Source organism: Pseudarthrobacter equi, assembly GCF_900105535.1.
In the GTDB taxonomy this organism is placed as follows: Bacteria; Actinomycetota; Actinomycetes; order Actinomycetales; family Micrococcaceae; genus Arthrobacter; species Arthrobacter equi.
The window spans coordinates 1,932,475-1,946,535 of sequence record NZ_LT629779.1 but is presented as its reverse complement, the minus strand read 5'-3'; the positions used below and the strand labels follow the sequence as shown (position 1 = coordinate 1,946,535).

Annotated in this window: 15 protein-coding genes; 2 read left to right on the top strand and 13 right to left on the bottom strand. The window is 67.4% G+C overall.

Translation table 11 applies throughout. From position 1 onward, the window contains the following. The first annotated feature begins 9 nt into the window (after positions 1-9). Positions 10-534 carry a MarR family winged helix-turn-helix transcriptional regulator gene (locus BLT71_RS08790; protein ID WP_091719331.1) on the top strand — a complete coding sequence of 175 codons (525 nt, stop codon included), beginning with the start codon at positions 10-12 and terminating at the stop codon, positions 532-534. Positions 535-623: 89 nt separating this feature from the next. Here the strand turns inward: BLT71_RS08790 and BLT71_RS08785 are convergent, their stop codons facing one another. The 7 genes from BLT71_RS08785 to BLT71_RS08755 form a co-directional block, all read right to left on the bottom strand. Then, the gene (locus tag BLT71_RS08785; RefSeq protein WP_043793869.1) at positions 624-1,076 is read right to left on the bottom strand and encodes a helix-turn-helix domain-containing protein; all 453 of its coding nucleotides are present in this window, start codon (positions 1,074-1,076) and stop codon (positions 624-626) included. A 105-nt stretch (positions 1,077-1,181) separates the two neighbouring features. Then, positions 1,182-1,742 (bottom strand): CinA family protein, encoded by a 561-nt coding sequence (locus BLT71_RS08780; protein ID WP_091719329.1) that lies wholly within the window; start codon positions 1,740-1,742, stop codon positions 1,182-1,184. Then, on the bottom strand, positions 1,739-2,383 hold the full coding sequence (gene pgsA, locus BLT71_RS08775) for a CDP-diacylglycerol--glycerol-3-phosphate 3-phosphatidyltransferase (protein ID WP_091719327.1): 645 nt from the start codon (positions 2,381-2,383) through the stop codon (positions 1,739-1,741). Before pgsA ends, BLT71_RS08780 begins: the two co-directional genes overlap by 4 nt. 23 nt (positions 2,384-2,406) lie before the next feature. Next, positions 2,407-5,298 carry an FtsK/SpoIIIE family DNA translocase gene (locus BLT71_RS08770; protein ID WP_091719325.1) on the bottom strand — a complete coding sequence of 964 codons (2,892 nt, stop codon included), beginning with the start codon at positions 5,296-5,298 and terminating at the stop codon, positions 2,407-2,409. Positions 5,299-5,452: 154 nt separating this feature from the next. Next, complete coding sequence (locus BLT71_RS08765) at positions 5,453-7,144, bottom strand: ribonuclease J (protein ID WP_091719324.1); 1,692 nt, start codon at positions 7,142-7,144, stop codon at positions 5,453-5,455. 41 nt (positions 7,145-7,185) lie between these two features. Continuing rightward, a complete protein-coding gene (dapA, locus tag BLT71_RS08760; protein ID WP_091719322.1) occupies positions 7,186-8,094 on the bottom strand; it encodes a 4-hydroxy-tetrahydrodipicolinate synthase in 909 nt (302 codons plus the stop codon). 78 nt (positions 8,095-8,172) lie between these two features. Continuing rightward, positions 8,173-8,550: a hypothetical protein gene (locus tag BLT71_RS08755; RefSeq protein WP_231994486.1), complete on the bottom strand. Its 378-nt coding sequence runs from the start codon at positions 8,548-8,550 to the stop codon at positions 8,173-8,175. A gap of 122 nt (positions 8,551-8,672) precedes the next feature. Here BLT71_RS08755 and BLT71_RS08750 point away from each other — a divergent pair, with 122 nt between their 5' ends. Then, on the top strand, positions 8,673-9,908 hold the full coding sequence (locus BLT71_RS08750) for a heparan-alpha-glucosaminide N-acetyltransferase domain-containing protein (RefSeq protein ID WP_091719321.1): 1,236 nt from the start codon (positions 8,673-8,675) through the stop codon (positions 9,906-9,908). Positions 9,909-9,911: 3 nt separating this feature from the next. Here the strand turns inward: BLT71_RS08750 and BLT71_RS08745 are convergent, their stop codons facing one another. From BLT71_RS08745 to BLT71_RS08720, 6 genes are all read right to left on the bottom strand, one after another. After that, complete coding sequence (locus tag BLT71_RS08745) at positions 9,912-10,391, bottom strand: hypothetical protein (RefSeq protein ID WP_091719319.1); 480 nt, start codon at positions 10,389-10,391, stop codon at positions 9,912-9,914. Positions 10,392-10,394: 3 nt separating this feature from the next. Further along, positions 10,395-11,165, bottom strand: a complete 771-nt coding sequence (gene dapB / locus BLT71_RS08740; RefSeq protein ID WP_091719317.1) for a 4-hydroxy-tetrahydrodipicolinate reductase — start codon at positions 11,163-11,165, stop codon at positions 10,395-10,397. A 115-nt stretch (positions 11,166-11,280) separates the two neighbouring features. Continuing rightward, positions 11,281-11,751 carry a molybdenum cofactor biosynthesis protein MoaE gene (locus BLT71_RS08735; RefSeq protein WP_091719315.1) on the bottom strand — a complete coding sequence of 157 codons (471 nt, stop codon included), beginning with the start codon at positions 11,749-11,751 and terminating at the stop codon, positions 11,281-11,283. Beyond that, on the bottom strand, positions 11,741-12,325 hold the full coding sequence (locus BLT71_RS08730) for a MogA/MoaB family molybdenum cofactor biosynthesis protein (protein WP_091719313.1): 585 nt from the start codon (positions 12,323-12,325) through the stop codon (positions 11,741-11,743). The genes BLT71_RS08735 and BLT71_RS08730 overlap by 11 nt, the downstream gene beginning before the upstream one ends. After that, positions 12,322-12,816, bottom strand: coding sequence for a cyclic pyranopterin monophosphate synthase MoaC (moaC, locus tag BLT71_RS08725; protein ID WP_015936659.1), 495 nt, complete (start codon positions 12,814-12,816; stop codon positions 12,322-12,324). The genes BLT71_RS08730 and moaC overlap by 4 nt, the downstream gene beginning before the upstream one ends. After that, on the bottom strand, positions 12,804-14,051 hold the full coding sequence (locus BLT71_RS08720) for a molybdopterin molybdotransferase MoeA (RefSeq protein ID WP_091719311.1): 1,248 nt from the start codon (positions 14,049-14,051) through the stop codon (positions 12,804-12,806). Before BLT71_RS08720 ends, moaC begins: the two co-directional genes overlap by 13 nt. Positions 14,052-14,061: the final 10 nt, after the last annotated feature.

Here is a 14,061-nt window from a genome sequence, read left to right as displayed (position 1 = left end):
ATTGTTGCCATGAGCAACTCCCCCGACGCCCTGCCGGGCAGCACTCCGACCGAGGACACCGTGGACTCCGCGCTGCAGAACGTGGAACACCAGATCAGCCTGTTCTGGCGGCGGGCCCGGGCAATCTCCAACCAGTTGTCCCGTGAGGTACACCCGGACATGGAACCGGCCGCCTACGGGCTGCTTTCTGTCATCCGGAAAGAGGGCACTATCCGGCTCACGGATCTCGCCATTAACATCGGCGTGGGCAAGCCGTCGGTCAGCCGCCAGATCGCCTTCCTGGAAAGCCTCGGCCTGGTCTCGAAGGAGGCCGATCCCCTGGACGGCCGGGCGCAGTCCATCAGGCTGACGCCGAAGGGCGAGGAGAAGATGCACGAAGTACAGGACGCCCGCCGGCAGGTATTCCGGGAACGGCTCGGCGAATGGCCGCTTGGCGACCTCCAGGAACTGGCGCGGTATATGGCGAAGCTCAATGCCACCTACGAACGCGACGGTTTTCCCCAGGACAGCGATTCCGAAGACCCCCGGGCCTAAGGGACCGGTTCAGGACCGAAACGACGAAACCCCCGGCCTGTGGCCGGGGGTTTCGTGTGCTCCAGGGCCCGTTACCGGGCGGGCAACCCTTAGCGGGCGCCGGAGAGGAGGCCGGTAGACAGTTCGTCGTTGAGTTCGGTATTCAGGTCGCGCTCAAGGTCGCGGCCGTAACGCTGGGAGAATTCCTGCGGAACGGTGTCCGGTACGGCGACGCCTTCTGCGACTGCCACCCGGTCGCTGACCTCGCGGAGCATGCTTGACAACGGAACATCCAGGGCCGAGCAAATCGAGGACAGTAGCTCGGACGATGCTTCCTTCTGTCCGCGCTCAACTTCGCTGAGGTAACCAAGGGAGACCCGGGCGCTGTGCGAGACTTCACGGAGCGTGCGCCCCTGACGCTGGCGGACATCGCGCAGGACATCACCAATTTCGTGACGAAGTACAACCATCTTGCGCTCCTTTTGTTCGCTCTTAGCCTGATCGGCGAGGCCCACATCCTTCCAGCGGACAACGCCGTTTACGGATACGGGCTGCTTTACCATCTGTATCGCCTTGCTCCCTCATAAGTCAGGTCCGCCGTCAAGCGAACCGTCGTGGTCATTTCATCCTAGGCGCCTCCGCTCTTCGGAAGCGACACAATGTAATAACTAATCGGTACCGGCTTTTGTTCCCGGCAACTTTACTCCCGGTAACAAGGGGCGCCGCTGGCTCGGCTCCTGCCGGGCCTGATCAGGAGAAAGTGCTTCGAGGAGCCGTTCCAGCGCCGCTCCGCAGGCCTGTCCCCGGATTTCGGGACGGGTCCCCTCGAAGTGGTACTCATAGGCTGCCGCTCCCCCAGCTGTGGCAATGCCTACAAAGACAGTGCCAACGGGTTTGCCGTCATGCGGCTCGGGGCCGGCGACGCCGGTAGTGCTGACGCCGATGTCAGCGCCCAGGGCAGCCCTGGCGCCGGCGGCCATGGCACTGGCCACACCGCCGTCCACGGATCCCACCTTGTCGAGGAGATCGCCGGCGACGTTCAACACGGCTTCCTTAACCGAGTTCTGGTAGGCCACCACCCCGCCCTGAAGCATGCCCGAGGCTCCCGGGGTATCGGCCAGGACGGCTGAAACCATCCCCGCGGTCAGCGACTCCGCAGTGGCCACCGTCCGTCCGGCCTCCAGCGCCTGCCGGACCGCCTCGCCGGCCAAATGGTGGAGGTTGGTCATGGCTGTTCCTGGCCCCGGTCCGCGCGTGCCTGCAGCTTGCCCTTGGCCCGGAGCCGCAGAGCCTCTACGACATACTCGACGCCGGTCCAGACCGTGATCAGCACCGCGGCGAGCATCACCGCGAACGCCACCCACGTCAGCCAGGGCGCCACTGCCCCCAGCGGCAGGAGATAGAGGAAAATCGCGGCGGTCTGGACCACGGTCTTGAGCTTGCCGCCCCGGGAGGCCGGGATCACGCCGTAGCGGATGACGAAGAACCGCAGGCCGGTAATTCCCCATTCACGGACCAGGATCACCAGCGTCATCCACCAAGGCAGTTCGCCCAGCACGGACAGCATCACCAGTGCGGAGCCGATGAGCAGCTTGTCGGCAATGGGATCGGCGATCTTGCCGAAGTCCGTGACGAGGTTCCGGCTCCTGGCGATGTCGCCGTCGAGCTTGTCCGTGTAGATCGCGACGGCGAAGGCCACCACGGCGGCCCAGCGCCAGATCCCGGATTCGCTGTGCAGCCCGGGGGCGTCGGCGATCAGGAACCAGACGAAGAAGGGCACCAGCGCGATGCGGATCATGGTCAGGACGTTGGGTAGGTTCCAGACCCCGGCACGGCCCTTGCCGGCGGCGGTTGCATCAGTGCTAGTCACGTTTCTAGGCTACAGTCCCCGGGCTAGCGACCGGTCAGTGACCAGGCGTCCTCGGACCCCTCGTCGTCGTCCCCGTAGCCGCCTGGCGCGGAATCGGAGCCGTCGTAATATTCGACGTTTTGCTTCCGCTGGTCCAGGTCGGCCGCCACCAGGTCTTCGGCGTATCCTCCTTGGGCGATGTTGGCGTTGGCGTTATCGCTCAGGGCAGCAGTCTGCGCATCCGGCGCCGCGGGTGATTGCTGGCCCTTCATGGCTGCCAGGACGGGCGCGAGGTCGTCCGGCTTGACCAGGACGTCACGGGCCTTTGAGCCTTCGGACGGTCCCACCACGCCCCTGGACTCGAGGAGGTCCATCAGGCGGCCGGCCTTGGCGAAGCCCACCCGCAGCTTGCGCTGCAGCATTGACGTGGAGCCGAACTGGGTGGTGACCACCAGCTCGGTGGCCTGCAGCAGCACCTCGAGGTCGTCCCCGATGTCGTCGTCGATCTGCTTCTTTTCCGCTTCGGGGGCGACGTCGTCGCGGTAGACGGCCTGCAGCTGTCCCTTGACGTGTTCCACCACCTTGTGGATTTCGGATTCGGTGACCCAGGCGCCCTGGACGCGCATGGCTTTCGAGGCGCCCATTGGCAGGAAAAGCGCGTCGCCCTGGCCGATCAGCTTCTCGGCGCCGGGCTGGTCCAGGACAACGCGGGAGTCCGTGACGGAGGACGTGGCAAAGGCCATGCGCGAGGGCACGTTGGCCTTGATCAGGCCGGTGACCACGTCCACGGAGGGCCGCTGGGTGGCCAGCACCAGGTGGATGCCGGCCGCACGGGCCAGCTGGGTGATGCGGACGATCGAGTCTTCGACGTCACGCGGGGCCACCATCATGAGGTCGGCGAGCTCGTCCACAATCACCAGCAGGTACGGGTAGGGACGGATCACCCGCTTGGAGTCGGGCGGCGGCTGGACCTTGCCGGCACGGACGGCCTTGTTGAAGTCGTCGATGTGCTTGAAGCCGTAATTGGCGAGGTCGTCGTAGCGGGCGTCCATCTCGCGGACCACCCACTGGAGGGCCTCGGCGGCCTTCTTCGGGTTGGTGATGATGGGCGTGATCAGGTGCGGAACGCCTTCGTAGGCGGTCAGTTCCACGCGCTTGGGGTCAACCATCACCATGCGCACCTCGTCAGGAGTGGAGCGCATCAGGATGGAGGTGATCATCGAGTTCACGAACGACGACTTACCGGCACCGGTGGCACCGGCCACCAGGAGGTGTGGCATCTTGGCGAGGTTGGCCACCACGTAGCCGCCCTCGACGTCCTTGCCCACGCCCATGACCATGGGGTGGTCCGTCCTGCGGGCGTTCTGGCTGCGCAGCACGTCGCCCAGGGAGACGGTTTCACGGTCAGTGTTGGGGATCTCGATGCCGATGGCCGATTTGCCCGGGATGGGGCTGAGGATGCGGACGTCGCTGGAGGCCACGGCGTAGGAGATGTTCTTGGACAGCGCCGTAACGCGTTCCACCTTGGTGCCCGGCGAGAGTTCGATCTCGTAGCGGGTCACAGTGGGGCCGCGGCTGAAGCCCGTCACGGTGGCATCGACGTTGAACTGCGTCAAGGTGTCGGTCAGGGCGGCGACGACGGCGTCGTTGGCCTCGGTGCGCTCCTTAGGGATGGACCCCGGGGTAAGGAAGTCCGAGGCAGGGAGCGTGTAGGTCACGTCCCCGGCGAGGGAGAGCTGCTCGGTCCGCTGCGGGATAGGCACGGGCGGCGGCGCGGGCGCCACCGGGTTGGCGGGCACCGTGGGTGCGGCGGCCGGTTTCCCGGGAGCGGCGGCGCCGGGGATAACCAGCGGAATGGCCTCGGTGGCGTTCTCCGGCGGAGCCGCCTGCGAACCGGCACCCAGGCCCTGGGCCGCCTTGATCTTCTCGACGGCGATCTCCGCCTGGGTGGGCCGGCGGACGCCGGGAGCGGGCCGCGACGGCTGTGGCTCGTCGTCGTCAATAACCGCGTGCTCAAAGGCTTCGTCGCCCACGTAACCCTCGAGGCCGGCGTCGGCTTCTTCGTCCTTGCCGAAGAGGCGCCGCTTTTTCTTCTTGGGCGCGGCCGGCTCGGGCCGGTCCAGGTAGCTGCGGTCGTGGGCATCGCCAGCCTGTTCCTGCTCCATCAGGTCGATGCCCATGAGGTGTTCGTAGGCTCCGCGCAGGCGTCGCGGGATGGCCGTGAACGGCGTGGCGGTGATGATGAGCAGGGAGATGAACGCCAGGACGCCGTAGAGGACCGTCGGCACGGCAGGATGGATGGCTGCCAGGGGGGTTGCGACGAGGAAGCCCAGCATGCCGCCTGCCTGCCGGAGGCCGTCGAAACCGTCGGCGACAGTGGGCTGGCCACCCAGGATATGCGCCAGGCCGGAGCCGGCGAACGTCATCACCAGGAACCCGATGCCTACCCGGTTGTTGCCGCGGCCGTCCGATGGCACCCGGAAAAGCCGGAAGGCACACACAAAGAGCATGAGGGGCAGCAGCAGGGAGATCCAGCCGAAGGTGCCGTTCACTACCGCGTAGACGGCGTCAGGGAGCCACCCGGTCAGGCCCCACCAGGCAAATGTGGCGATGAAGACGCCCAGGGCGAGGTTGAACAGTGCGGCGCCGTCGCGGCGTTCCTCGGCGGGGATGTCGCTGACGTCGTGGCCGATGCGCCGGACTCCGCCGCCCACCATGTGCCCCAGCCCCAGCCAGGCGCCGCCTACCACCCTCGCCAGCCAGGGCTGGTGGTGTTCGACGGCGGGGAGTTGGCGGGTGCGCGCGGTGCTGGACGAGCCGCCGCGGGGGGCCTTGCCTGCTGACGAGCCGGTTCCGCGGCCTGTGGAGCTGCCGGCTTTGCTGCCGGAACCGCCCCTGCCGGTACCTTTGGGCGCGGAAGTAGTACGTGTGGCCATAGTAGCCACGGTACCGGAAGCATGCTGTGATTCCGGGGATATCGGGCCGCCCGGCCCCCGCAATCCAGCTGGGCGCCGGATGGACAAAGGGCCCGGTTCCAGTGGAACCGGGCCCTTTGCCTCCCACGCGCTGGGGTTGGAACTGCTGCGGCGGTCAGGCCTCGAGCACCACGGGGATGATCATGGGCTTGCGGCGCAACTTGCGGTTGACCCAGGTGCCCACTACCCGGCGGACCACCTGCTGGAGCTGGTGGCTGGTGTGGTCCTTGTTGTTGAGGACCGCTTCCTCCAGCGCAGCGTTGATCTTGGGGATGATGTCGTCAAAGACGGAATCGTCCTCGGCTACGCCGCGGGCATGGATCTCCGGTCCGGATACCACCTTGCCGGTGGCGCGGTGGATGACGGTGATGATCGAGATGAAGCCTTCGTCACCCAGGATGCGCCGGTCCTTGAGGTCGGCGTCGGTGATCTCGCCAACGCTGGAGCCGTCCACGTAGACGAAGCCAACTTCCACCTGGCCCACCACGTCCGCGCGGTGATCATGCAGGTCAATGACGGTTCCGTTGTCCGAGAGGATCACGCTTGCCTCCGGGACGCCGGACTCGATGGCGATCTTGCCGTTGGCCAGCAGGTGGCGGGTCTCGCCGTGCACGGGCATGGCGTTGAGCGGCTCGAGGATGTTGTAGCAGTACAGCAGTTCACCGGCGGCGGCGTGGCCGGAGACGTGGACCTTGGCGTTGCCCTTGTGGATCACGTCGGCGCCGAGCTTGAGCAGGCCGTTGATGATCCGGAACACGGCGTTCTCGTTGCCGGGGATGAGGCTCGAGGCCAGGATGACAGTATCGCCGTCACCCACCACCACACGGTGGTCACCGTTGGCCATGCGCGAGAGCGCTGCCATGGGTTCACCCTGGGAACCGGTGGACATCAGGACCACGCGGTTATCCGGAAGGTTGTCGATGTTCTTGATGTCCACGATGAGCCCGGCCGGCACGTCGAGGTAGCCCAGCTTTTCGGCGATGGCCATGTTGCGGACCATGGAGCGGCCAACGAACGCCACCTTGCGGTTGTGCTTGGCTGCGGCGTCCAGGACCTGCTGCACGCGGTGGACGTGTGAGGAGAAGGAGGCCACGATGATGCGCTTGCTGGCCTGGCCGAACAGGCGTTCCAGCGTGGGGCCAATCTCTTTTTCGGCGGTGGTGAAGCCGGGCACGTCAGCGTTGGTGGAGTCGGACATGAACAGGTCCACGCCTTCTTCGCCGAGCTTGGCGAAGTGCCGCAGGTCCGTGATGCGTCCGTCCAGGGGCAGCTGGTCCATCTTGAAGTCGCCCGTGTGCAGCACGGTTCCGCCGGCGGTACGCAGGAACACGGCCAGGGCATCCGGGATGGAGTGGTTCACGGCAACGAATTCGCACTCGAACGGGCCGAACTTCTCCACCTGGCCCTCTTCGACCGTGAGCGTGTACGGCCGGATGCGGTGTTCCTGCAGCTTGGCTTCGATCAGCGCGAGGGTCAGCTGTGAGCCCACCAGCGGAATGTCGTTGCGGAGCCGCAGCAGGTACGGGACAGCGCCGATGTGGTCCTCGTGGCCGTGGGTGAGGACAACGGCCACGATGTCTGCCATCCGGTCCTCGATGTACGAGAAATCAGGCAGGATCAGGTCAACGCCGGGCTGTGTTTCCTCCGGGAAGAGGACGCCGCAGTCGACAATCAGCAGCTTGCCGCCGATTTCGAACACGGTCATGTTCCGGCCGATCTCCCCAAGCCCGCCGAGCGGGACGATGCGGAGCGTGTCCTGCGGCAGGCGCGGAGGTGTGACAAGGCCGGTAAGGGCAGTTTGGGTCATATTGCACTACTTTCCAGGCGGAAGGGTGCCGGTCGTCGTCCTCAGGAGTAGACCAGCCCCGCTTCCGCCAAATCCCCGCGGATGGTTTCGATCTCGGCTTCGTCCGGCTCCACGAGGGGCAAACGGACGATCGAGTTGGGCAGGACTCCCTGCCATTTAAGAATCTGCTTGGCGGCCACGGCGCCCTGGACCCTGCTCATGGTGGCGCGCACCACGGGCAGGAGTTCGAAGTTGATCTTCCGGGCGGTGCCGAGGTCGTTGGCGTTGACGGCGTCAATGAGCTCACGGAACCGGCGGGTGGCCACATGGGTGGTGACGCCCACGAGGCCTACGGCACCCAGTGCCATCCAGGGCAGGGTCAGTCCGTCGTCGCCCGAGTAGAAGAGGAGGTCCGTCTCGGCCATGACGCGGGCGGCGGCAACCATGTCCGCCTTGGCGTCCTTGACGGCAACGATGTTGGGGTGCTCCGCCAGCCGGATCATGGTGTCCGGTTCGATGGCGATGGAGGACCGGCCGGGAATGTCGTAGAGCATGACGGGGACATCCACTGCCGAGGCGACGGTTTCGAAGTGGGCCTGGACGCCTGCCTGGCTGGGCTTGTTGTAGTAGGGCGTCACCAGCAGGAGGCCGTCGACGCCGAGGGCTGCAGCCTGCTGGGAAAGGTGGACCGAGTGCGCGGTGTCGTTGGTTCCGGTGCCGGCGATGATGGCGGCGCGGCCGCCCACGGCGTCCTTGACCGCCCGGAACATGCCGAGGTTCTCTTCGTCCGTCAGGGTGGACGTCTCGCCGGTGGTGCCGGTGACTACCAGGCCGTCGCAGCCGTCGTCCACGAGCTTGCTGGCCAGGGCCGCTGCCTGGTCGTAATCCACGGCGCCGTCCTTGGTGAACGGCGTGACCATAGCGGTCAGGAGCGTACCGAGGGCAGGGATGTGCGCGGAAGAGTCAGCCATGGGAAAAACGTTACCCTGTCCCCGCTGGTTAGGACAATGCCGCGGGCGTGATGAACGTCAAATTGGGGGTTCCCGGGGTCATGGGCTGCCGCAGTACCGGCCGACGGCTGCCCGGCGGAGTTCCTCGGCCCAGTCCGAAAGGCGCTGCGCGGCCCGGACGTAGTGGAACAGTTCCAGCGGCGTCAGGGCGTCCAGGTCCGTTTCGGCCAGGCGGCGGGCAAGCTCGGCACCTTCGGGCTGTGCGGCGAGGCTGACGCCTTCCCGCTCCCACTGGACATCCTCCGCGGGCTTTCCGGCCACGAGTTGGCGGAAGAGGAAATCGACTACCCCAGGGCTCATGGCCTTCAGGAGTCCCGTTCCCGGCTCGGGGCTTGCCGGCACGCGGCTGGCGGTACGGCCGGTGGACTCGTGGCGGCCTGACCCGTAGGCGGGAATCTCCGGCGTTGGCGTCTGCATGCGCACCATCGTATTCGAACATATATTCGAACACAAGGGTTGCCGCTCCGTCCGCGCGGCTGCCAGGGAGGACTCCCCGGCGTGACAGCAGGCCGCGCCGCCCGTGTGAGACGATTCGGTTCATGACTTCCCGCAACCCGGCCAGGGCACCCCGGAAAACGGCAGCCGGCCAGGCACCGGGACGGCTCTACGGCATCGATGCCGCGCGCGGGATTGCCCTGCTGGGCATGATGGCCACCCATCTGCTCCCCACCTTTGAATCGAACGCCAGCCTTACCCCCACCTGGATCGGACTGGCCTTCTCCGGGCGGGCGGCTGCCCTGTTCGCCGTGCTGGCCGGCGTCGGGCTGGCCCTGTCAACCGGTAAGAACAGGCCACTCGCAGCTGGTGAACTCTCAGCCGCACGCCGCGGAGTGGCGCTCCGGGCCCTGGTGATCGCCGCCGTCGGACTCAGCCTGGGCGGCCTCGAAGTCAACCTGGCCGTCATTCTGGTCCACTACGCAGTCCTGTTCCTGTGCATCCTGCCGTTCCTGGGCATGGGCCTGAAGCAGCTCTGCGCCTGGGCAGCCGGATGGATCGTCGGCTCCCCCGTCCTGGCGTACCTGCTCCGCCCCTGGCTGCTCACCGCGGAGCCGCCCCTGCAGCTTGGCCACAATCCCGGCTGGGAGGACCTGGCAACACCCGCCCGGCTGGTCGCCGACGTGTTCCTCACCGGCTACTACCCGGTGTTCCAGTGGATGTCATACCTCCTCGTGGGGCTCGCCATCGGCCGGCTGGTGCTCAGCAAGGCCCTGGTCCCGGTGGCGCTGCTGGCCGGCGGGACAGTTGTTGCGGTCGCCGCGAAGGTGCTGGGCGTGACGGCAATGGAGGACTGGGGCGGGCGTGCCGCACTGGAGAAGGTCCTCAATGCGCCGGGATATCCGCTGGACAGCGTCCTGCAGGTGAACCTGACCGGTATCAGGCAGGAGGGGTCATGGTGGTGGCTGGCGTCCGCCGCCCCGCATTCCGGCACCTCCCTGGACCTGCTGCACACTTCCGGCGTAGCAGCGGCGGTCATCGGAGCCTGCCTGCTCCTGGGCCGGTTGGCGGAGTGGGTGGACCTGGACCTGCTGCTTCCGCTGCGCGGTGCCGGCGCCATGACACTCACCCTGTACACGGTCCATGTGTGGGTGGTGTCAGGCTTCTATCTCAAGCCGCTGCCCGCCGGCTGGACCGAGGACGGCATGTACTTCGCCCAGGCAGCCACAGCTGTGGTGGTGGGCATGGTCTTCGTACTGCTGAAGTGGCGGGGTCCGCTCGAGTGGGTGGGCCATGCGGCCAGCCAGCTGGGCCGCGGGCAGCTGAAACTCCCGCGGTAGGAGCTAGGCAGAGACCTTGCCGCGGAAGAGCCTGCCGGCGTCGCGCATGGACGCGCGGGCCCGCTTCCTGTCGCCGGCGGCATCGTAGGCGCAGCTGAGCCGGAACCAGGACCGCCAGTCGTCGGGTGCGGCTTCCGCTTCGGCCTTGTACTTTTCGAACTCTGCGTCGGCCGCTTCCCGGATGATCCGCCCGGCCGGTGTCCGGGGCAGTTCGTCCACGGGGAGGCCGCCCTCGGCTTCAAGGACCTTGGCCATCTGCTCCGTCCGGGCACCGAACATCAGCTCGCGGATCAGCGCCCATGCGCCAACGATCGGCAGAACCAGGTAGGCGGCCCCGATGGCCTGCGCCGTGAGGTTGCTGTCCGTCAGGAGCAGGATGGAGCGCTGGAGGGACACCACCAGGTAGAACACCAGGAGCAGCGTGACAAGCCCAACCCAGATCTTGGTGCGGTTCTTGCGGAACCCTGCCAGGAAGCCGTCCATCGCCTAGAAACCCAGGTCCAGGTAGCCATCCAGCCCCACGGTAAGCCCGGGGTGGGCGGCCACATTGCGGACGCCGAGGAGGACGCCGGGCATGAAGGACCCGCGGTCGAACGAGTCGTGGCGCAGCGTCAGCTGCTCACCGGCGCTGCCGAGGAGGACTTCCTGGTGGGCCACCAGCCCGCGGAGCCTCACGCTGTGGACGCGGACGCCCTCAACGTCGCAGCCGCGGGCGCCGGCCAGTTCACTGGTGGTGGCGTCCGGGCTTGCCGGCACCTGGGCGGCCTCGCGTTCCGCGGCAATGAGCTGGGCGGTGCGGACAGCGGTTCCCGAAGGGGCGTCCACCTTGTCCGGGTGGTGCAGCTCAATGATCTCCACCGACTCGAAGTACTTTGAAGCCTTGGCGGCGAAGGCCGAAGCCAATACCGATCCCACGGCAAAGTTGGGTGCGATCAGCACGCCGGTTTCCGGGTGCGCTGCCAACAGGGCTTCGAGCGCGGACAGGCGGCCGGCATCCCAGCCGGTGGTCCCCACAACGGCGTGGATGTTGTTTTCGACGGCGAAGCGGACGTTGGCTTCGGTGCTTTCGGGAACTGTCAGGTCCAAAAGGTACTGCGCTCCGGCGGCGGTGACCTGGTCCAGGGAGTCGCCCCGTCCCAGCGCAGCGACGAGTTCCATGTCGGGTGCGGCTTCAACGGCTGTGACGGCTTCGGCGCCCATGCGTCCGTTGGCGCCCAAGATGGCGACGCGCTTGGCTTCGGAGTGTTGTTCGGTCATGCCGTTAACCCTACCGTCGGGCCCGGGGCGCCCCGGAACCGGACGGTGTGCGTTACCTCGCAGGACGCCGCGGCACCGCCCGAAACGGCAGGAAACAGCCGGAAACGGCCGGCGGTCAGCCGCCGGCGCCCACCCATTCAACAGTGCCGTCGGAGAAGAACTGTTCCTTCCAGATGGGCACCTGCTCCTTGATCCGGTCCACCAGTTCGGAGCACACGGCGAAGGCCTGCCCCCGGTGGGCTGCGGACACAGCGCAGACCAGTGCGGGGTCGCCGATCTGCAGCATGCCGATCCGGTGGGCCGCCCAGATGCGGACCGGCTTTCCGCCGTCCTCCCCCGCACCCCCGCCGGCGTTTTGTTCGGCAACCAGTTGGGCGACGACGTCGGCCATCACCTGGTGCGCCGTGGGGTGCGCGCTGTAGCTGAGGCGGTCAACTGCCTTGCCGCCGTCGTGGTTGCGCACCACGCCGCTGAAGCTGACCACCGCACCTGCGGTATCCCCTTCCACGGCCGCGATGGCCTGGTCTACGGAGATTGGCTCCGCGCTGAGGACCGCGGATACCACCTCGAATGCTTCAGTGCCCATGGTTGCCTTCCAACTGGTCGCAGAGGTGCCCGATCAGCGGGTCCAGGACGGTGAGTCCGTCCATGACGCCCTTTGGTGAGCCGGGCAGATTAACAATGAAGGACTTGCCGGCCGCGCCCGCGTAGCCGCGGCTGAGCGCCGCCAGCGGCGTTTTGGCGGCGCCGGCACGCCGGATCGCCTCCATGATGCCGGGGATTTCGCGGTCCAGCAGGGGCCGGGTGACGTCGGGGGTCCGGTCGTCCGAGTTCAGCCCGGTGCCGCCGCTGGTGATCACGACGGCGGGACGCTGGGTCAGGAGGGCCCTGATCGCTGCGCCGACCGGCTCGCCGTCGGGGACCACCATCGCCGGGAAGACCTCGAAGCCGTGTTCGGTGAGCCAGTCCGTGATCACCGGACCGGTTTCGTCGTCGTAAATACCTGCCGCTGCCCGCGTGGACGCGATCACCACGCCGGCTTTCCGGCCCTGGACGTCGCCGTGCCGGTGCGGCTCGGCGGCGTGGGACGGGGCGGCATGTGACGGTGCGGCGTGGGACGGTGCTGCGCCGGATCCGCCGAAGCTGTCATCGTGGGTCATAGGGTCCAGTCCCCGCTCTTGCCGCCGCTCTTGGCCAGCACCTTGATATCGGTCAGGACGGCGTGCTTGTCCACCGCCTTGATCATGTCGTAAACGCTCAACGCGGCCACGGATGCCGCCGTCAGGGCTTCCATTTCCACGCCGGTCACGCCTCGGGTCTTGACCGTAGCCACCACCTCAACGGACTCCGCTTCGAGCCCGAAGTCGACAGTGACCTTGGACAGCGGCAGGGGGTGGCACAGCGGAATCAGTTCGGGCGTTTTCTTGGCGGCCATGATGCCCGCCACCCGGGCGACTGCCAGCGCGTCTCCCTTGGGAAGGCCGCCGGAACCGAGCAGGCCCATCACCTCCGCCGTGGTGCGGACCGTGGCTGTTGCTGTGGCTTCGCGGGTGGTTTCGGCCTTGGCGGACACGTCCACCATCTGTGCGCTGCCGTCCCGGCGCAGGTGCGTCAGGGCAGCGGGGGTCTGTTCTGCATTCACAGCATCCATACTTCCACCTCGTCCCCGGCCGCGAGTTCCGTTACGCCGGCAGGGACGTGGACCAGGGCGTTGGAACCGGCCAGCGCACGGACCAGGTGGGAGCTCTCGCCGCCCTCCAGCCGGACAGTGCCGTCGGGCTGCAGGTTGCCGCGCCGGACCTGGTGTTTGTGCTGCGGGGACGTCAGCGGGTGGCTGAGCCTGGCGCGGACAGGCAGGCGGAGGGCCGGAGCCCCAAGGACCGCTGCGAGGGCCGGCCGCAGGAACATTTCGAAGGACACCAGGCAGCTGACGGGGTTCCCGGGGAGTCCCAGGAAGGGGACGCCATCGAACATTCCGATTCCCTGCGGCCCGCCTGGCTGCATGGCCACGTGGAGGAACTCCACCGGCTGGCCTTCCATGGCCTGCCGGACAACCTCGTACGCGCCTTTGCTGACGCCGCCGGTGGTGACAATGACATCGGCGTCCGCGCCCTGGCTCCGGAGCAGCTTCTGCAGTTCGGCGGGGTCGTCGGTGGAGATACCCGCCCGCCGCACATCCAGGCCGGCCTGCGCCATGGCGGCTTCGAGGAGGGTGCCATTGGCGTCGTAGATCTTGCCGGCGGGCAGGTCCTGCCCCGGTTCCACCACTTCGTCGCCGGTGGTGACGAGCAGGACCCGGACGGCGCGGTAGACCTCCACAGCCGGGATGCCCAGCGCCGCAAGCAGCCCCAGCTGGGCGGGACCAAGGCAGGTTCCGCCGGCCAGGGCCCGCTCCCCGGCGGCAACGTCGCTGCCCACCGGGCGGACGTAGGTCCCCGCCGCCGTCGCCGGCAGCGTGACCCGCGCGTCCGTGCCGGGGGCAGGAAAGCTGTCCGGCACCGCACGTTCAATAGGTACGACGGCGTCAGCACCGTCCGGGAGCATGGCGCCCGTCATGATGGGTGCTGCTGTCCCTCGGGCCAGCGCGGGCGGACGCATCCCCGCCGGAACCGGTGCCGCGACGGCGAACTCCGTTCCGTCGTCGTGCATGTCCGCGGAGTTGACGGCGTACCCGTCCATCTGGGAGTTGGCGAAGGGCGGCAGGCTGACGGGTGCCAGGAATCCGTGCACCAGTGCCCTGCCGAGGGCCTGCGACAGAGGAACAGTTTCGGTGCGGGATTCTGACCGCAAAGGGGCCAGCAGGTGGGCAACAGCGGCGACATGGTCGGCAACGGAGCGGGCCTGGTGGGGCGTGCCCGCGTGGGCGTGGCGGTGCGGGCTGGTCATGGATGCGCCT